Annotated in this window: 14 protein-coding genes and 1 tRNA gene; 5 read left to right on the top strand and 10 right to left on the bottom strand. The window is 65.0% G+C overall.

The features are described from left to right. Nucleotides 1-86: 86 nt before the first annotated feature. The 5 genes from pth to QN084_RS18070 all read right to left on the bottom strand — a co-directional run bounded on the left by pth (nt 87) and on the right by QN084_RS18070 (nt 4,359). On the bottom strand, nt 87-671 hold the full coding sequence (gene pth, locus QN084_RS18090; RefSeq protein ID WP_021471457.1) for an aminoacyl-tRNA hydrolase: 585 nt from the start codon (nt 669-671) through the stop codon (nt 87-89). A 115-nt stretch (nt 672-786) separates the two neighbouring features. After that, nucleotides 787-1,389 carry a 50S ribosomal protein L25/general stress protein Ctc gene (locus QN084_RS18085; protein ID WP_069694746.1) on the bottom strand — a complete coding sequence of 201 codons (603 nt, stop codon included), beginning with the start codon at nt 1,387-1,389 and terminating at the stop codon, nt 787-789. Nucleotides 1,390-1,683: 294 nt separating this feature from the next. Then, nucleotides 1,684-2,664, bottom strand: coding sequence for a ribose-phosphate diphosphokinase (locus tag QN084_RS18080; RefSeq protein WP_021471459.1), 981 nt, complete (start codon nt 2,662-2,664; stop codon nt 1,684-1,686). 2 nt (nt 2,665-2,666) lie between these two features. Further along, a complete protein-coding gene (gene glmU / locus QN084_RS18075) occupies nt 2,667-4,166 on the bottom strand; it encodes a bifunctional UDP-N-acetylglucosamine diphosphorylase/glucosamine-1-phosphate N-acetyltransferase GlmU (RefSeq protein ID WP_062099085.1) in 1,500 nt (499 codons plus the stop codon). Between the two features lie 121 nt (nt 4,167-4,287). After that, nucleotides 4,288-4,359 (bottom strand) — tRNA-Gln (locus tag QN084_RS18070). A gap of 287 nt (nt 4,360-4,646) precedes the next feature. On the opposite strand from QN084_RS18070, the gene QN084_RS18065 reads away from it, so the two are divergent. Together QN084_RS18065 and QN084_RS18060 are read left to right on the top strand one after the other, a co-directional pair. Continuing rightward, the gene (locus tag QN084_RS18065; protein WP_031216219.1) at nt 4,647-5,246 is read left to right on the top strand and encodes a TetR/AcrR family transcriptional regulator; all 600 of its coding nucleotides are present in this window, start codon (nt 4,647-4,649) and stop codon (nt 5,244-5,246) included. Between the two features lie 125 nt (nt 5,247-5,371). Then, on the top strand, nt 5,372-5,788 hold the full coding sequence (locus QN084_RS18060; RefSeq protein WP_069694745.1) for a VOC family protein: 417 nt from the start codon (nt 5,372-5,374) through the stop codon (nt 5,786-5,788). A 53-nt stretch (nt 5,789-5,841) separates the two neighbouring features. On the opposite strand, the gene QN084_RS18055 is transcribed toward QN084_RS18060, so the two are convergent. The 5 genes from QN084_RS18055 to QN084_RS18035 form a co-directional block, all read right to left on the bottom strand. Further along, nucleotides 5,842-7,671 (bottom strand): ABC-F family ATP-binding cassette domain-containing protein, encoded by a 1,830-nt coding sequence (locus QN084_RS18055; protein WP_021471463.1) that lies wholly within the window; start codon nt 7,669-7,671, stop codon nt 5,842-5,844. A 54-nt stretch (nt 7,672-7,725) separates the two neighbouring features. Continuing rightward, nucleotides 7,726-8,718 (bottom strand): 4-(cytidine 5'-diphospho)-2-C-methyl-D-erythritol kinase, encoded by a 993-nt coding sequence (locus QN084_RS18050; protein WP_021471464.1) that lies wholly within the window; start codon nt 8,716-8,718, stop codon nt 7,726-7,728. Beyond that, nucleotides 8,715-9,596: a 16S rRNA (adenine(1518)-N(6)/adenine(1519)-N(6))-dimethyltransferase RsmA gene (gene rsmA, locus QN084_RS18045; protein ID WP_069694744.1), complete on the bottom strand. Its 882-nt coding sequence runs from the start codon at nt 9,594-9,596 to the stop codon at nt 8,715-8,717. The genes QN084_RS18050 and rsmA overlap by 4 nt, the downstream gene beginning before the upstream one ends. A 26-nt stretch (nt 9,597-9,622) precedes the next feature. After that, nucleotides 9,623-10,774 (bottom strand): resuscitation-promoting factor, encoded by a 1,152-nt coding sequence (locus QN084_RS18040; protein WP_021471466.1) that lies wholly within the window; start codon nt 10,772-10,774, stop codon nt 9,623-9,625. A gap of 285 nt (nt 10,775-11,059) precedes the next feature. After that, complete coding sequence (locus tag QN084_RS18035; protein ID WP_031216220.1) at nt 11,060-11,956, bottom strand: TatD family hydrolase; 897 nt, start codon at nt 11,954-11,956, stop codon at nt 11,060-11,062. A gap of 184 nt (nt 11,957-12,140) precedes the next feature. On the opposite strand from QN084_RS18035, the gene QN084_RS18030 reads away from it, so the two are divergent. The 3 genes from QN084_RS18030 to QN084_RS18020 are packed head-to-tail and all read left to right on the top strand — an operon-like array spanning nt 12,141 to nt 17,239. Further along, nucleotides 12,141-13,262, top strand: coding sequence for an AAA family ATPase (locus QN084_RS18030; protein WP_031216222.1), 1,122 nt, complete (start codon nt 12,141-12,143; stop codon nt 13,260-13,262). Between the two features lie 9 nt (nt 13,263-13,271). Further along, nucleotides 13,272-14,768: a DUF58 domain-containing protein gene (locus QN084_RS18025; RefSeq protein WP_069694743.1), complete on the top strand. Its 1,497-nt coding sequence runs from the start codon at nt 13,272-13,274 to the stop codon at nt 14,766-14,768. Continuing rightward, the gene (locus QN084_RS18020; protein WP_069694742.1) at nt 14,765-17,239 is read left to right on the top strand and encodes a transglutaminase TgpA family protein; all 2,475 of its coding nucleotides are present in this window, start codon (nt 14,765-14,767) and stop codon (nt 17,237-17,239) included. Before QN084_RS18025 ends, QN084_RS18020 begins: the two co-directional genes overlap by 4 nt. Nucleotides 17,240-17,314: the final 75 nt, after the last annotated feature.

Genomic DNA, 17,314 nt, shown 5'->3' with positions numbered 1-17,314 from the left:
GCACACTACCGCCGGGGCGCGACACTTTATAGGGCCAAGGGTCCCATCGACCGTAAGGCTTTGATCAGGCTTTCCTCAAGATTTGCTCAAGATCGCGCGGCGTGGTGTTTTTGTTGGGCGGACAACAAGCCCTCAGTGATAAGGAGCTCCACGGCATCAGCCGCCTCATCCAGCAGGAACGGCAAGTCCTTCTTCTCCGGGGTGGCGAAGTCACGGAGCACGAAGTCGGCTGTATCCATGCGCCCCGGAGGACGTCCCACGCCCACGCGGACCCGGAGGTAATCCTTGGTGGCGAGGGCCTTGGAAATGTCGCGAAGACCGTTGTGGCCGCCTTCCCCGCCACCGATCTTCAGTTTCACCGTGTTGAACGGGATGTCGATCTCATCGTGGACGGCGATCACGTGGTCCGGAGCCACATCGAAAAACTTGGCCAACGCGGAGACAGGCCCGCCGGAAACATTCATGTATGTCATCGGCTTGGCAAGGACCACGCGCGGGCCGCCGATGCCCATACGGCCCTCCACCACTTGGGCGCGGGATTTGTGGACCTTGAACTTGCCGCCGATCCGGGATGCGAGTTCATCCAGCACCATCTGGCCCACGTTGTGGCGGTTGCCGCTGTATTCGCTGCCGGGGTTGCCGAGGCCAACAATGAGCCAGGTGTCAGTCATGGATTCAATCCTAGGGAATGGAAGAAGGTGCAGGTCAGGCGACAAAGGAAAGTGGCCGGACCCCCATGGGACCCGGCCACTCTCAAGGCAATAACAGCCTCAGGCAGTCAGAAGACTACTCAGCGGCTTCTTCGGCTGCAGGAGCCTCTTCGCCTTCAGCAGCTTCTTCGCCGGCCGCGGAAGCGGTGGCCTCGGAGATGTTGACCACCAGGGTGTCGGCTTCGGTCAGCAGGCTGACGCCCTTGGGGAGCACGACGTCGGAAGCGTGGACGTGCGCGCCGGCTTCGCGGCCTTCGATGTCAACCTCGAGGGCGGTCGGCAGGTGGGTTGCCTCGGCCTCAACGGAGATGGTGACGGCTTCCTGGTTGGCAACGGCGCCCGGAGCAACTTCACCGGTTACGTGAACGGGAACGTCCACGGTGACCTTCTCGCCGTGGCGGACGGTCAGGAGGTCCATGTGCTCGATGGTCTGCTTGATCGCGTTGCGCTGGATGTCCTTGACGATCGTCAGGTGGGCTTCACCGTTGATGTCCAGGTTCAGCAGGGCGTTGGCAACGCGGACTGCCAAGGTGGTCTCGCGGCCCGGGAGGGTTACGTGGACCGGCTCGGCACCGTGGCCGTAGATGACTGCGGGGATGCGGCCTGCGACGCGGGCACGGCGGGCGTAGCCCTTGCCGAATTCGGTGCGCAGTTCTGCTGCGAGCTTCTGCTCAGACATGTGTACTCCTTGATTACTGGTGTGCCGCTGAGGCGGCGTGGTGATCAGCAAGGGCGGAGGTCTGGAGTGACCTTCCACGCCCGCGGGCCCGGGCTTGAGCGCCGGCCCGCCTTCGTCGAAGGAGGTTACAGACCCAGTCGATGACGGAGACACTTTCCCGGTTGTGAAACCAGGGGTGCTCTCCCTCGCCAAGGTATCCCCGAAAGTTTACCAGCGGTGCCGGGCAAAAATGAAAACGGGCCATCGGCCGCCGCTGGGGTGGCCGATGGCCCGTCTACGTACAGCAGTCCGGCGTTACGCCTTGCCGTCAAAGAGGCTGGTGACCGAACCGTCGTCGAACACTTCACGGATGGCGCGGGCAATCAGCGGTGCGATGGACAGCACCGTCAGCTGCGGGAAGCGCTTCTCGGCCGGAATCGGCAGGGTGTTGGTCACCACCACTTCACGTGCACCCGACTCGGCCAGGCGCTGGGCTGCGGGATCGGAGAACACGGCGTGCGTGCAGGCGATGATGACGTCCTTGGCCCCGGCGTTCTTCAGGACCTGGACGGCGCCGGAAATGGTTCCACCGGTATCGATCATGTCGTCGATCAGGACGCAGGTGCGGCCTTCGACCTGGCCCACGACGGTCTTGGACACGGCCTGGTTGGGCACGGTCAGGTCGCGGCTCTTGTGCACGAAAGCCAAGGGGGCGCCGCCAAGGCGTTCGGCCCACTGTTCGGCAACGCGGACGCGGCCGGTGTCAGGCGAAACGACAGTGATGTTGTCAGCTTCCACCTTGGTGCGGATGTAGTCGGCCAGGAGCGGAATGGCCATCAAGTGGTCAACGGGGCCGTCGAAGAAGCCCTGGATCTGCGAGGTGTGCAGGTCCACCGACATGATGCGGTCAGCGCCGGCCGTCTTGTAGAGATCAGCAACCAGGCGGGCGGAGATGGGCTCGCGGCCACGGCCCTTCTTGTCCTGGCGGGAGTAGGGGTAGAACGGCGAAACTACCGTGATGCGCTTGGCAGAGGCACGCTTGAGGGAGTCGATCATGATCAACTGCTCCATCAGCCAGTTGTTCAGCGGTGCCGGGTGCGCCTGGATAACGAACGCATCCGTACCACGAACGCTCTCGGCCGACCGCACATAGATCTCCCCGTTGGCGAAGTCGTACGCGTCCACCGGAAGGAGTTCGGTTTCCAGTTCCTTTGCGATTTCCTGCGCCAGCTCCGGATGCGCCCGTCCGGAGGCGAGAACCAGTTTCTTCTCGCCGTGTGCGGTAATTTCGCTCATTCCTATTTGCCTTCTTCTGTGGTTGCCGGGGATGGTGAAGATGTGGGGGCGGCAGCCAGCCGCGGTTCCAGTGCCGCTTCGGCAAGGCGGGCGGAGACGGAGCCTTCACGGTTGGCCAGGACCCAGCCTTCGGCGTTCCGCTGGGCGGCGACGTTGAGGGCAAGGGCACCTGCGGGCACGTCCTTGCGGATCACGGCGCCGGCACCGCTGTAGGCGCCGTCACCTACGGTCACCGGGGCCACGAAGACCGTGTTCGAACCCGTGCGGACGCCCGAGCCGATCACCGTACGGTGCTTTTTCTCGCCGTCGTAATTGGCTGTGATGTTGCCGCAACCAATGTTGGTGTCCTCGCCGATTTCGGCGTCACCGGCGTACCCGAGGTGGGACAGCTTGGAGCCGCGGCCAATGGTGACGTTCTTTGTCTCATAGAAGGCGCCGATCTTGCCCGTCTCGCCAAGGACCGTGCCGGGGCGAAGGTAGGTGAACGGTCCAACGCTTGCCTTGGCGCCGATGGTGGAACCGGATCCGTGCGTGCGGACAACCTTGGCGCCCTCACCCACGTGCACGTCGGTGAGCGTCGTGTCAGGACCGACGACGGCGTCCCTCGCCACGGTGGTGGAACCGTGCAGTTGCGTATTGGGCAGCAGCCTGACGTCCTCGTCCAGGGTCACGGTGGAATCGATCCAGGTGGTCGCAGGGTCCACTACCGTCACTCCGGCGCGCATCCAGGATTCGATGATGCGGCGGTTGTGCTCGGCGCCCAGCGCGGACAACTGGATGCGGTCGTTGGCGCCTTCAACCTGCCAGCGGTCATTGGTGACGACGGCGGCAACCCGGCCACCGGCGTCGCGCGCCAGGCCAAGGACGTCGGTCAGGTACATCTCACCCTGGGCGTTGTCCGTGGTGACGCTTTCCAGGGAGGTGCGAAGGACGGCGGCGTCGAAAGCGTAAATGCCGGAGTTGATCTCGCGGATGCTGCGTTCTTCTTCCGACGCATCCTTGTGCTCGCGGATACCCAGCACGGTTCCGTCTTCGGCACGAAGGATCCGGCCGTAGCCGGTGGCGTCGTCCAGGACCGCGGTCAGGACCGTCACTGCGTTGCCCTGGGATTCGTGGGTGGAGACCAGTTCACCCAACAATTCACCCGTGAGCAGGGGAACATCGCCGTAGGTGACAACCACGGTGCCGGTGACGTCGCCCTGGGCATCGAGGGCCTTCAGCGCCACTTCCACGGCGCGTCCCGTGCCGGGAACGTCGTCCTGGTCCACGATCAGGGCCTCGGGGTCCTGCGTTGAGATGTGCCCCGCCACGCGGTCACGCTCGTGGCGGACCACAAGGGCAAGCCTCTGCGGGTTAAGCGAACGGGCGGCGAGGATGGCGTGGCCAACCATGGAACGGCCGCCGATTTCGTGGAGAATCTTGGGAGTCCGCGACTTCATTCGCGTTCCGGCACCTGCGGCCAGGACGATGACCGCTGCGGGACCGGTGGTTTCGGGGCTCACGTACTGGCTCTCCTTGCTCGGTTTGTCCCGGATGACCCGGCTTCGGAATACTGCCATCCAAGCCTTGGACCCAGACACCGCTCGAGCCGTTCCAGGTACAGAGTGGAGCGCATTCCGACCGTTCCGCCCATAGGATTCGAACCTATACTCCACGGCTCCAAAGGCCGGGGTGCTGCCGTTACACCAGAGCGGACCGTGCATGCCCGGCGAGCCCAAGTCCTGAGGCTTGGAAGCCTTCCCGGCTAACCGGGATGCACACACAAGAAACTAGTTTGCCATGACCTTTGCGTGCTTCGCGACTTGACCGGCGCGGACCGGCCCGGAAATGCCCGTTCGGCACGGTATCAGCGGTCCTGTCCGGCTCGAATACCGCCGGTGGTGCATGATGGACAAGTGAGCAAGCGCACTGAATTTTCCCGGTCAATCCCGTCCCGCGGGCCCTCGGAACACGCCTCCGGCGGCACCACGGTCCGTGCCAGGATGACCGGCCAACAACGTCGCGAGCAGCTCATCGGGATTGGCCGGTCACTATTCGCTACCCGCGGGCTGGACGGCACCACCATCGAGGAAATCGCGGCGACTGCCGGGGTTTCCAAACCGGTCATCTACGAGCACTTCGGTTCCAAGGAGGGCCTCTACCGGCAGGTGGTCGATGCGGAATTCCGGATTCTGCTGGACTCCATCACCGAGGCCCTCAGCACCGAGGCCAAGCCCCGCGTCCTGGTGGAGCGGGCGGCCTTGGCACTGCTGGGCTACATCGAGGAACGCACCGACGGTTTCCGGATCCTCATGCGTGACGCACCGCCGTCGCAACCCGAAGGTGCCTTCTCCACCCTGCTCTCGCATGTCACCGCCAGGGTGGAACACCTGCTGTCCGACGAGTTCGCCCGCCGCGGTTTCAGCGCCGCGGACGGTGCCATGTACGCGCAAATGCTCGTGGGCATGGTGGCGATGACGGGCCAATGGTGGCTGGACAGCCGGCAGCCGGACAAGAGGGCCGTGGCGGCACACCTGGTGAACCTGGCGTGGAACGGCCTGACCGGCCTCCAAAAGGAGCCCGCCCTCCGCTCCGCCCCCTGATCCTCTATCACTTCCCGGCCGCTGACGGGCGTTCCTCTATCACATCCCGGCCGCCTACGGGCATTCCCCTATCACATCCCAACCGCCTACGGGCATTCCTCTATCACGGCGGATAGGATCCCGGAATGACTGCACTGCAGATTTACGCCCTCTTCCCCGGCACTGCGCGCGAGGCTCTTACCTTCTACGCGGGAGTCTTCGGCGGCACTCTTGCCCTCTACTCCTATGAGGAATTTGGACGCGTTGACGGACCGGCAGACGCAATCGCACACGGCGTCCTCGACGGACCAGTGAGCCTTGCTGGAGCCGACGCCTCGGAGGGTGGGCCAAGCGTCCGCATGGAGGGCCTCATGCTCTCGCTCCTTGGCACAGCTGCCCCGGCGGTTCTCCACCAGTGGTTCGACAAACTCGCCGACGGCGGCAAGGTAGTCGATCCCTTGGGCCCGAAGCCGTGGGGCGCATCTGATGGTCAGGTGATAGACCGCTACGGTCTGCACTGGCTCCTGGGGTACGAACCGGCCCCACAAACCGACGGGACGTGAAAGAGCAACCCCCGCAAACCGACGGGACGTGATAGAGCGTTGCTGGGGCGGGCTTACTCCCCTAGGACTTCAGCGGCTTCGAGCCACTCGAGCTCCAGGCCTTCCTTCTCCTCGAGCAGTTCCTGCAGCTTGGCGTTGAGTTCCCCGAGGGCGTCGAAGTTGCCGGATTCGGACTTGGCTGCCATCTGGGCGTGGAGCTTCTCCTCCTGCTGGGCCAACTTTCCGAGCTGACGGTCGATCCTGTTGAGGTCCTTCCGCGCTTCGCGTTTTTCGGCCTCGCTGGGTCCATCCGCCGACGTCGGAGCCGAACCTCCCGCAGAACCGGCGGTAGGTGCGGTGGAACCGGCAAGGGACCCGGAAGCCAGGGCGGCTTCGCGCAGTTCGAGGTACTGGTCCACGCCGCCGGGCAGCCCACGGAGCTTCCCGTCACCGAGCAAGGCCATTTGGTGGTCGGTGACGCGCTCCAGCAGGTACCGGTCGTGGCTGACAACCACCAGCGTTCCGGGCCAGCCGTCCAGGACGTCTTCCACGGCAGCCAGGGTGTCGGTGTCGAGGTCGTTGGTGGGCTCGTCCAGCATGAGGACGTTGGGCTCCCCCACCAGCAGGCGCAGGAGTTGGAGGCGGCGGCGCTCACCACCGGACAGGTCGGAGACCGGCGTCCACTGCTTTTCCTTGGTGAAGCCCAACTGCTCCACCAGTTGCCCGGCCGTGAACTCCTTGCCGCCAACGCTGAACGAGCGCTTCTCGCGTTCAATAACCTCAATGACACGGAGGTCCGAGACCTCGTCAAGTTCCTTCACGTCCTGCGTAAGGACAGCCGTGACCACGGTCTTACCGCGCTTGAGCCGACCCGACGTTGGTTGGATGTCGCCGTTCAGGAGCCGCAGCAGCGTGGACTTGCCGGCGCCGTTGACCCCCACCAGCCCCAGGCGCTCCCCCGGCGCCAACCGCAGCGTGATGTTGTTGAACAGCTTCTGCCCGGATTCGCCTCCCTCAAAATCGAGGGTGATGTTCTCAAGGTCCAGCACGTCCTTGCCCAGCCGGGCGGTGGCCATCTTGCTCAGCGCCACGGAGTCGCGGGGTTCGGGGACGTCGGAGATGAGCTCGTTGGCGGCTTCGATGCGGAACTTGGGCTTGGAGGTCCGGGCCGGTGCGCCACGCCTCAGCCAGGCGAGTTCCTTCTTGACCAGTTGCTGGCGCTTATTCTCGACGACGGCGGCCATGCGGTCGCGCTCGGCGCGCGCCAGGACGTAGGCGGCGTACCCGCCGTCGAACATGTCCACCATGGCGTCGTGGACTTCCCAGGTGTAGTTGCAGACCTCGTCGAGGAACCAGCGGTCGTGGGTGACCACCAGGAACGCGCCTTGGTTGGCGCGCCAGCGTGACTTGAGGTGCCGCGCCAGCCAGGCAACGCCTTCGACGTCTAGGTGGTTGGTCGGTTCGTCCAGCATGATGACGTCGTGGTCGCCGATCAGGAGCTTGGCCAGTGCCACCCGCCGCTTCTGGCCACCGGAGAGCGAGTGCACGTTGGCGTGCCAGTCAACGTCACCTACGAGGCCGCCCATGATTTCCCGGATCTTCGGGTTCGCAGCCCATTCGTGGTCCGCTTGGTCGCCGACGATCGCGGCACCCACCGTCAGGTCGCCGTCGAGCACGTCGCTTTGGTCCAGGTAGCCCACAGTGACGTCGTTGCGTTTGGTGACCCGGCCCGAGTCCGGAGTGGATCGCAGCGCAAGCAGCCGCATGAGGGTGGACTTTCCGTCGCCGTTACGGCCGACCATGCCAATCCGGTCGCCATCCTCCAAACCGAGGGTGACGCCGTCGAGCACGGTGCGGGTGCCATAGGTGACAGAGAGGTTTTCGCCGCCAAGCAGGTGGGCCAATGGGTACTACTTTCTGGAGCTGGTGTGCAGGGAGCTATTAAAGGCAGGGAGCTACTAAAGGAGGGTATCGGAGATGATCCGGGCGCCTGGCACGGGTCCGTGCACAGCGATGGCGTTGTGCCCCCGATGTGTCAGGTCTTCGGCCAGCACGGAGGCGGCACCGGGATCCCTCGCCAGGAGGGCCACGGTGGGTCCGGAGCCTGAGACCATTCCGGCCAGGGCGCCTTGCGCCTCCCCAAGCCCGATTGTGTCGCGAAGCTGCGGGGCCAGGGCAATCGAGGCTCTTTGCAGATCGTTGACGAGGACCCGGCTCAGGGTTTCAGGATCGCCGTTCCGTAGGGCCTGGAGGATGGTCGGATCCACCTCCACGGGTTCCGGAACCTCCGCGCCTTCCGAATCCCGCAGCCCATCCAGCGTGCGGAATACGTCCGGGGTCGACAGTCCGTAGTCGGCGAAAACCAGCACCCAGTCCACCTGCGCTTTGGCCAGTGCCGGCGAGAGCTTGTCGCCTACCCCGAGCCCGACCGCGGTCCCCCCCAGGAGCGAGAACGGCACATCCGCACCAAGTTCGGCGGCCACGTGGGCAAGTTCCTCGCGGGAGAGGCCGCTGTTCCACAGGGCATCGCACGCCAACAGCGTGGCCGCGGCATCGGCGGACCCCCCGCCCATCCCGCCGGCGACGGGAACGCGCTTGGTGATCTCCAAGTGAACGCCGGTTGGCTTCTCCGACATCTCGGCCATCACAGCGGCTGCCTTGTAAGCCAGGTTGCGCTCATCCAGCGGGATATCGACGCCGTCCAGGTCCAAGGTGCTCGCCGGGCTGATGCTGACGGTGATCCCGGGGGCTTCAGTGCTGGTCGCAGCAACCTCCTCGTACAAGGACACTGCCAGGTAGACGCTGGCCACGGAGTGGTAGCCATCGGGTCGCAAGGGTCCAACGGCCAGCGAGACGTTGACTTTGCCGGGCGCTTTCACCCGGACCGTGCGTGCACGGAAGCGCTCCCCTTGGTAGGGCAGTTCCCCGGGCCTGCGGATTCCCGGGGTCATACTGCTGCCGGGTGGCGCGCTTCGGCGATCCGCACGTACCCGCCAATGTCCAGGACTTCGCCGCGTGCGGTGGGGTCCACCCCTGCAGCTACCAGGCACCGTTCGGCCTCCACGGCACCGCCTGCCCAACCCGCCAGCGCAGCCCTGAGCGTCTTGCGCCGCTGCGCAAACGCGGCGTCGATGACGGCGAAGACCTGGTCCCGTGTCACGTGGGTGGCGGGCGGCTCGTGGCGCGTGAATTCCACCAGGCCCGAATGGATCTTGGGTGCCGGCCAGAACACGTTCATGCCGATCACACCGGCCTTGCGCATGCGCCCGTACCAGGCGGCCTTGACGGACGGGACGCCGTAGATCTTGGAACCTGGCGACGCCGCGAGGCGGTCGGCCACCTCGTCCTGCACCATCACCAGGCCGTGGCGCAGGCCCGGGAAGTGCTGGAGCAGATGCAGCACCACCGGGACGGCCACGTTGTAGGGCAGGTTGGCCACCAAGGCAGTGGGCTCCACCGGCAGTTCGGTCACCTTCATGGCATCGGACAGCACCAGGTGGAAGCGCTCCTCGGCCTGGGGCCGCCAGGTACGGAGGGTCTCCGGCAGCTTGCCGGCCAGCACGGGATCGATTTCGACGGCGACTACCTCGCGGGCCGCGTCCAGCAGGCCCAACGTCAGCGAGCCAAGGCCGGGTCCAACTTCCAGCACGGTCTCGTCCGGGTCGATGCCGGCCGCGGACACGATCCTGCGAATGGTGTTGCCGTCGATCACAAAGTTCTGCCCCAGGGTCTTGGTGGGGCGGACACCGATTTCCTCGGCTAACCGTCGGATGTCAGTTGCGCCCAGCAAAGGCGCGACGGCGGCGGGTTCGGAATTCGGTTCAGTCACCTAGGTATCGTATCGTCTGCGCCGGGCTAGGCTGCGTGCGCGCAGCCCCAGTCGCGGAGGCCGTTCTTGGCGTAGAGGCGGTTGGCGATATCGATTTGCTGTGCCTTGGTGGCAAGGTTGGCGGTCGGTGCGTAGGCGCCACCACCGTTGGCGAGCCAGGTGGGGCTGGAGAACTGGAGGCCGCCGTAGTAGCCGTTGCCGGTGTTGATGGACCAGTTGCCGCCGGATTCACACTGGGCAATACGGTCCCACATTGCTTCGTTGGGAGCACCGGTGGGGCCGCTGGATACGGGAGCGGCTGCCTTCGCTGCTGCCACCGGACGTGCCTTGGTTCCAACAGCCACCTTCTCGGTGACGGGCTGGGTGGTCACGTTGCTGGAGACGAGGGTGCGGGAGGCTTCACGGCCATCCACGAGGACCAGCTTGAACGTCTTGACCACGGAGCCGGCAACGCCCTTCTGCGTTACCTTTTCCTCACCCTTGTAGAGCTCTGCGCTTTCGCTCTTGACGCTCTCGAACGGGACTTCCTCGGTGGTCTCGGCAGTCTTGCTGGTGTCCACGCGGGAGACCTTGATGACCATGTCCTGGACAATGGGGGCGTTGCTCGGCTGGGAGACGCGGTCGTTGGCACCCACGGTGATCCCGGCGTCCTTGAGGACCTCGGCGACGTCGGAGGCCGTGGTGGTGGTGCTGGTGTCCTTGCCGTCGGCTACGAGGCTGATGGTCTTGGGCGTGGAGATGGACACGAAGGAACCCTGGACTTCGAGGGAAGCATCCTTGGGCTGGGAAATTTCGGACGAACCGGCGACGCCGAGTTCGCTGACCAGGCCGGCCACATCGGGAGCGTTGGTGTTGACCGTCTTCCGGGCGCCGTCCAGTTCGATGGAGACGGCCTTGGCGAGGTTGACGTTCACCACGGAGCCGTTTTCCACCCGGGAATCCAGCGCGGGGGTCACCCGGTCATCGTTCTTCAGTTCAACCTTGGCTGCCTTGACCACCTGGTCGACGGTTCCGCCAAAGGTCTGGATGGAGCTCACTTTTCCGTCGACGTTCAAGGTGACCGTCTTGTTGTTGCCCACGAAGGCAACGACACCGGCTACGAGTGCTACTAACACCAGCACTTGCGCGCCCACTTTGAGGAAACTGAACTTGCCGTCCGTTGTGAAGAACTTGATCACGTTTGCCCATAACTCTCAGACCATCCGGGCACGGGGAAAAGCGCAAAGAAACACCAGCGGCAAAACACAGGGGCCTGGCTCACGCCCGGTCCCACGCTTCACTGCCGGCTGCTGCGCCGTCACTACATTCAACTGGTGAGTCCGGATCTTACCGAACCAGTTGTCCGAAGGCCTTCCCCGACCCCGGCTATTTGGTTCACAGTAACCGATTTGTTATAAACGAGCCAATCAAAATGCATACCGGGTATTCAGCATCACATCGAATACCTGCACGTCAGATGGCCCTTATGCCCATGATCCGTAGGCATTGACGGTGTTTTCCGCGAGGCGCGAACACAGCTCGGACAGGTCATCTCCAGTCACATCGGCCATGGAGCGGACAGTGTAGGGAACCATGTAGCTTGCGTTGGGACGTCCCCGGTAAGGGTGCGGGGTGAGGAACGGCGAATCGGTCTCCACCAGCACCCTGGATGGTTCCGCGATGGCCAGGGCGTCCCTGAGGTTCTGCGCGTTCTTGAACGTCATAGTCCCGGCGAAGGACATGTACCAGCCGTTGTCATTGCAGATCCTCGCCAGATCCTCGTCGCCGGAAAAGCAATGGAAGACCACCCGCTCCGGAGCACCCTCTTCCTTGAGCACCTGCACCACGTCGTCGTGGGCATCGCGGTCGTGGATCTGCAGGGTGAGGTCAAGGCGCTTGGCAATATCAATGTGGCGCCGGAAGGAATGGCGCTGATGCGCCAGTCCTTCGCCGCGCGTACGGAAGAAGTCCAAGCCGGTCTCGCCGATGGCACGGATTCTGGGATGGCGGGCAAGGTCTTCGATCTCGGCGAGCGCCGATTTCAGCTCTCCGCGTCCGGCGTAAACGGGAGCATCGTTCGGATGGATCGCCACTGCACCCAGAAGCCGCGGGTCGGCTTCCACCGCTTGCACGGTGAACCTGGACGACTCGAGGTCGCACCCTACTTGGATGGCTCCATGAACACCGACGGCGGCGGCGGCATCCATGGCGTCGGCGACGCTTACCTCGATCAGGCCGTGCCGGAAGTCCAGGTGCGTGTGGTTGTCCATCACGGGGACGGGGAGCGGTTGGGGCGCGGGTGGATATTCCTTGCGCGATGCCTTGGCATCGTCTGGGTCTGCGGACGTGCGATAGGGAGCAGGGGCGAGGGAATTGCACATGCTCCCACCTTAATCGGACCGCGGTCCTCCCCCATCCCCGCGGCCCGTGGTGACGAACTCCAAGCAGCACACAAATTCCCCCTGCACTATGTCAGCGATGCCCAAAGTCTGGGTAGGCTGGAACGGACAAGGCGGCCAACGCCGGCACGTTGCCGGGCGGGCGGCCACGGCTGAAGGGCATTCCATGGAGTCCAAGCGACGCGCCACTGTTGAACCAGCTTCTTTTCAGGGCGAGGCGTACAGCGCTGTGCCCCTGGACGCTGCAGACAACGGGAATGCTTCGCGCAACCCGGACGCCGTGCACAACGGGCACAAGCCGCACGTGATGGATGCCGAACGCTTCCACGATTCCAGCGAACGGATCCTCGGTGCGATCAGCAAGGTGATCGATGGGAAGGCCGACGCTGCCAAGCTGGCCCTGACGGTCCTCCTGGCCCAAGGGCACCTGCTGCTTGAGGACGTGCCGGGGGTAGGAAAAACCCTACTGGCAAAGACACTTGCCAGAACCGTTGACTGCACGGTTTCCCGTATCCAGTTCACCCCGGACCTGCTGCCTTCGGATGTCACGGGCGTCTCCATCTATAACCAGTCCTCCCGGCAGTTCGAGTTCCGGCCCGGAGCTGTTTTCGCGAACATCGTGATTGGTGACGAGATTAACCGTGCTTCGGCCAAGACCCAGTCCGCACTGCTCGAGTGCATGGAGGAGCACCAGGTCACCGTGGACGGGCACTCCTATCCGTTGGCCCTGCCGTTCATGGTGGTCGCTACCCAGAACCCCATCGAGATGGAGGGCACCTACCCGCTCCCCGAGGCCCAGCGCGACCGTTTCATGGCGCGCATCTCCATGGGTTACCCGGACCGGGATGCGGAAATCGAAATGCTGGAGACCCACCAGGCTGTTTCGCCCTTGGCCAAGGTGACGCCGGTGGTCACCGCCAACGACGTCGCAGCCATGATTGCCACGGTCCAGCAGGTGTACGTGTCCCCCGCCATCAAGGAGTACACCGTAGCCATAGGCCGCGCCACCCGCGAAAGTGCCCGGTTGCGGCTGGGTGCCAGTCCGCGCTCCTTGCTCCAGTTGCTGCGCGCCGCGAAGGCAACCGCTGCCTTGGACGGCAGGGACTTCGTTCTCCCTGACGATGTGGTGGACGTCGCCGAGTCGGTCCTGGCGCATCGCATCATCCTGGACAGGAAAGCGGCGAGCGCCGGCGATACCCCCCAGACCGTCCTGCGCGGAATCCTTGCCTCGCTCCCGGTCGCCCAGGAACCGCCCGGCGCGTGGCGCAGGGATAAGCAAAGCGCCTAGGCGGTCCGGATGGCACTCGTGGATCGGCTTCCCAAGCATCTGTTCACCAACCGGGGTTGGGGTTTGCTGGCCGCAGGCGTGGTGTCCATCGTTTGTGCCCACATCATGGGCCGGCGCGATTTGCTCACCTTGGCAGTGTTCCTGATTTTGCTGCCCCTTGTGGCACTGGCGGGGGTCCGTATCCTCAAACCTAAATTCCAGGTGTACCGGGAGTTCAATCCCTCAACTGTGGAAACCGCCATGGCAACCACCGTGCGGTTGGCCGTGGCCCGCACCTCGTACGGCACCGGCCAGGTGGTCATGGAGGAGCAGCTTCCGCCCCGTTTCGGGGATCCGCCCGCGTTCCGCTTCCCTGCCCGCTCCGCCACCGGCGGAACCAGCCGCTATGAGTACCATCTCCGTTCCGGGAAGCGCGGCCAATTCCGGATCGGTCCGGTCACCGCGGAGTTCAGCGATCCGTTTGGCCTGTCCTTGCGCCGCCATTCAATCGACGACGGCGACCTCCTCACCGTGACGCCCGCCGCCGTCGAACTTCCCGCGACGGGACTGGCCGGGGCCCGGGGAAATGACGGCGTCACGGCAACCCGGATCCGCGCCAACCCGAGCGATGACGACATCATGACCCGCGAGTACCGCCATGGTGATCCGATGCGCCGGGTTCACTGGCCGGCAACGGCGCGCCACGGGCAATTGATGGTGCGCCAGGAAGAGTCCGTGACCACTCCCGAGGCCACGATCGTCCTGGACCAGCGGCTGGCAGCCTTTGCTCCAAGCACCGGCTCGGTCTTCGGGAGCCATGACGAGGACACTGATCTGCTGACCACGCCCGGTTTCGAGTGGGTGGTGACCGCTGCAATGTCCATCAGCGCACACCTGTCCGAGCGGAACTATTCGCTGCGAATGTTGGACGCCTCGGGGCATCCCGCCTTCAGCCACTCAAAATCCGCTCCTGACGCCACCGCGGAGGAATTCAACGGGGCGGGCGGCCTGCACGCCATCGCCGAGGGCCTGGCAGCAATTGAGTTGTCCGGTCCCCGGCATCACCGGCCCGAGCACGCCCGTCAGGACGAAGAAGCGTCTGCGGACCGGCGCAACCCGGGCAGGACCCCTGTTGCCGTCAGAGGCCCCGGCCGCGCCGCCAGGAACCTCGATGAATCGCCGGAAGGCGGAGACTCGGCTTTCGATGACCTGCTCATGGACAAGCTCGCGGCCCATCGGCTGCGCGGCCCCCTCCTGGCGCTGCTCGGCAACCTGACCGTGCCCGAGGCCAAAGCCCTGGCTCCGGCTGCCGCATATGGGGCCAACGCTTTTGCGCTGCTGGTTACTGATTCCTCCCGCAACAACGAGCAAGTCCTGGAGATTCTGCGGCAGGGTGGATGGCGGGCCGTCGCCGTCACGTCAAGGACCCCGTTGGCGGCTGCCTGGGCGGCGTTTGACGAGGGCGGAATGGTTGCTGCGGCTGCGGCTGCCATGGACGTCCGACGGGGAGCGGCGGTGCCACGATGACCGTCACTTCGCGGCCGAGCGCAGATCCCCGGAGCAAAACTTCGACGCCGGGCACACGGCGCCGCATCCCGGGCCCGGGTCCGGGCGCGTTCCCCTGGGCGATGGCCGGGGCCATTTCCGTGGGCGTACTGGGTGCCGCGCTTTCACTGAACGGGGTTTTCCGGGGCTGGGCGTGGTTCATGCCGCTGATCACCGCCGTGGTGGCCGTGGCGCTGACGCTGGCCGTGCTGCGCTCCTTGCGCGTGCAGCCCTTGCTGGCCACCATTGGCGCCTTGGCTTCCCTGATCGGGGTCCTGGCCTTCACGTTCTTCCGGCAGGAAAGCCTCCTGGGGTTCATCCCCACGCCGGAGACCCTCCAGGCAGTGGGAAGGCTCATCAAGCGTGCCGGGGAAACCGTGGTTTCCGAGAGCGCTCCAGTGGCTCCAAACGTCGGCATCGTCTTTGTCACGTGCGCTTGCCTTGGGCTTTTGGTGGTCTTGATCGATGCCTTGGCCGTCCCCCTTTCCATGCCCGCGGCGAGCGGCATCGGCCTGCTGGCCATCATGGTTGTTCCGGCCACCATCAAACCGCAAAGCGTCGGCGTGCCGGGCTTTATCGGCGCGACCATCGGGTTCCTGCTGATCCTCGGCTGCAGCCAATGGTTCGCTCCCGACTCGCGGCTGCAATCCGGGGCTCCGCGGGGCGCTGGCCAGTTCAAGCGCTTGGTGGTCACAGGGGTGCTGACCCTTGGCTTGGCGATGGTGGTGCCGCTGGCCATACCGGGTTTCGACAACGGTACCTTCCCGCAAGGCTCACGGCTCACGCCGTGGGGAACCTCGAACGGGCTCAACCCCATGATCACACTGGGCAACAGCCTCCGCAGCCCCAGCGGGGCGGGCCGGATTACTTACGCCACCAGTTCCAGCGGGCCTTTGTACCTGCGCTCGGTCACCATTGACCACCTCGACGGCGAAACCTGGGCGCCGGATGATCGTGCCGGCTCGCGGCGGGCGGGGGCGGACCGGATCGAGGCCGGGTACTCCGTCCAGGGAGAGATAGTCAACGCCGTCACGTCCATCAACGCCGGACTGTTCACCAGCCCGTATCTACCCGCCCCCTTTGCACCGGTGTCAGTCAACGGGCTCAACGGACGCTGGACGTGGGACCCCGACACGCTGAGCATCATGAGCACGGAAACCAGCACTTTGGCCCAGCGGTACGTTGTGTTTTCCGCAGCGCCCAAGGTCACGGCCCAGGCTTTGTCCCAGGCGAACGCTGCGCCCCGCTCCATTTCCGAGGACTTCCTGCGCATCCCCGGAAACCTCCCGGGCACCGTCCGGGAAACAGCCCGGACGGTGACGGCATCGGCGGGCAACAATTACGCCAAGGCGCTGGCCATCCAGAAATACCTCCGCTCCGGCGAGTTCATCTACTCCCTGCAGGCTCCGGTCCAAAACGGGTATGACGGCAACGGCCTGTCAGTCCTGGCGGATTTCCTTTCCGTCAAGAGCGGCTACTGCGTCCATTTCGCATCGGCGATGGCTGTGATGGCGCGGGTTGAGGGCATCCCCAGCCGAATCGCCGTCGGATACGCACCGGGCCGGCTGACCGGCGAATCCGTGGCGTTGGTGGGCCAAGGTTCCTTCCCCGAGTATGAAGTGGACGCCCGTGACGCCCATGCCTGGCCGGAACTGTACTTCGAAGGCCTGGGGTGGGTTCCTTTTGAGCCGACGCCTTCCCGCGGCGTCGTTCCCGAATATGCCACCGAGGCTTCCACCACCGGAAACCTCAGCACGAACACCGATGAGAAGGACGTTCCCAGTACGGCGCCAACGCCTGTCCCCACCACGGCGCCGCTGCCCGGTATCGACACACCGGCCCAAGGGCCTGTTCAGGGCAACCCGCTTCCCGCTATTGCCGCCACATCTGCCGCCGTCATCCTCTTGGCTGCGTTCCTGGGTTCTCCGCGCCTTACCCGCTCCGTGCTTCGCCGCCGCCGGCTGAAGCGCCGCAAACCCGGGGACGATCAGCCACTCCCGGAGTACCCGTCCGCAGGATTGGCATGGGCCGAATTGCTGGACCTGGCCACGGACTTTGGCGTGCCCTCCACACCAAGCGAAACCCCACGGCACTTCTCGGCAAGGTTCCGCTCCAGCACGGTGCTTGGTGACTCTGGCGGGTTCGACGACGCCGCCCACCGGGCGGTTGCCTCCCTCACCGCCGACTTCGAACGGCAGCGCTATGGCCGCCCCTCGGATACCGCCGCCGCGTCCGCAGCGCCCAGGATCGCCGTCGTCCGGGAGTCGTTGCGCAACAATTCGGGCTGGTGGGTCCGTTTCCAGGCGGACTGGCTTCCGCCGTCGTTGATGCGACGGTGGCTCCACGCGCTCGGCGCGCCTTTCCGGGCGCTGGCCTCGGTCACGAGGCGGGCCGGTGCCGGGCTTGCCAGGTCATGGCGGGGGTTGCGGCAGCTGCTCCCTCAGCGCCGCTGACCCGCGCGGGGTCACAGCCGGACCCACACAGGGCCGCACAGTAAAAAGACCCTGCCCCTCGGAACGTGTAGTTCC

It is taken from the genome of Paenarthrobacter sp. R1 (assembly GCF_030264015.1).
Classification (GTDB): Bacteria; Actinomycetota; Actinomycetes; order Actinomycetales; family Micrococcaceae; genus Arthrobacter; species Arthrobacter ureafaciens.
Note: the sequence above shows the minus strand (reverse complement) of the source record. Positions and strands in the feature narration are given on the sequence as shown.

Coding starts and splice junctions, on each gene's coding strand:
- QN084_RS18085 (WP_069694746.1), bottom strand. CDS start 1,389: ATGTCTGAGCAGAAGCTCGCAGCAGAACTGCGCACCGAATTCGGCAAG.
- QN084_RS18030 (WP_031216222.1), top strand. CDS start 12,141: ATGGAGTCCAAGCGACGCGCCACTGTTGAACCAGCTTCTTTTCAGGGC.
- pth (WP_021471457.1), bottom strand. CDS start 671: ATGACTGACACCTGGCTCATTGTTGGCCTCGGCAACCCCGGCAGCGAA.
- QN084_RS18025 (WP_069694743.1), top strand. CDS start 13,272: ATGGCACTCGTGGATCGGCTTCCCAAGCATCTGTTCACCAACCGGGGT.
- QN084_RS18020 (WP_069694742.1), top strand. CDS start 14,765: ATGACCGTCACTTCGCGGCCGAGCGCAGATCCCCGGAGCAAAACTTCG.
- QN084_RS18080 (WP_021471459.1), bottom strand. CDS start 2,664: ATGAGCGAAATTACCGCACACGGCGAGAAGAAACTGGTTCTCGCCTCC.
- QN084_RS18050 (WP_021471464.1), bottom strand. CDS start 8,718: ATGACCCCGGGAATCCGCAGGCCCGGGGAACTGCCCTACCAAGGGGAG.
- QN084_RS18065 (WP_031216219.1), top strand. CDS start 4,647: ATGACCGGCCAACAACGTCGCGAGCAGCTCATCGGGATTGGCCGGTCA.
- QN084_RS18060 (WP_069694745.1), top strand. CDS start 5,372: ATGACTGCACTGCAGATTTACGCCCTCTTCCCCGGCACTGCGCGCGAG.
- QN084_RS18035 (WP_031216220.1), bottom strand. CDS start 11,956: ATGTGCAATTCCCTCGCCCCTGCTCCCTATCGCACGTCCGCAGACCCA.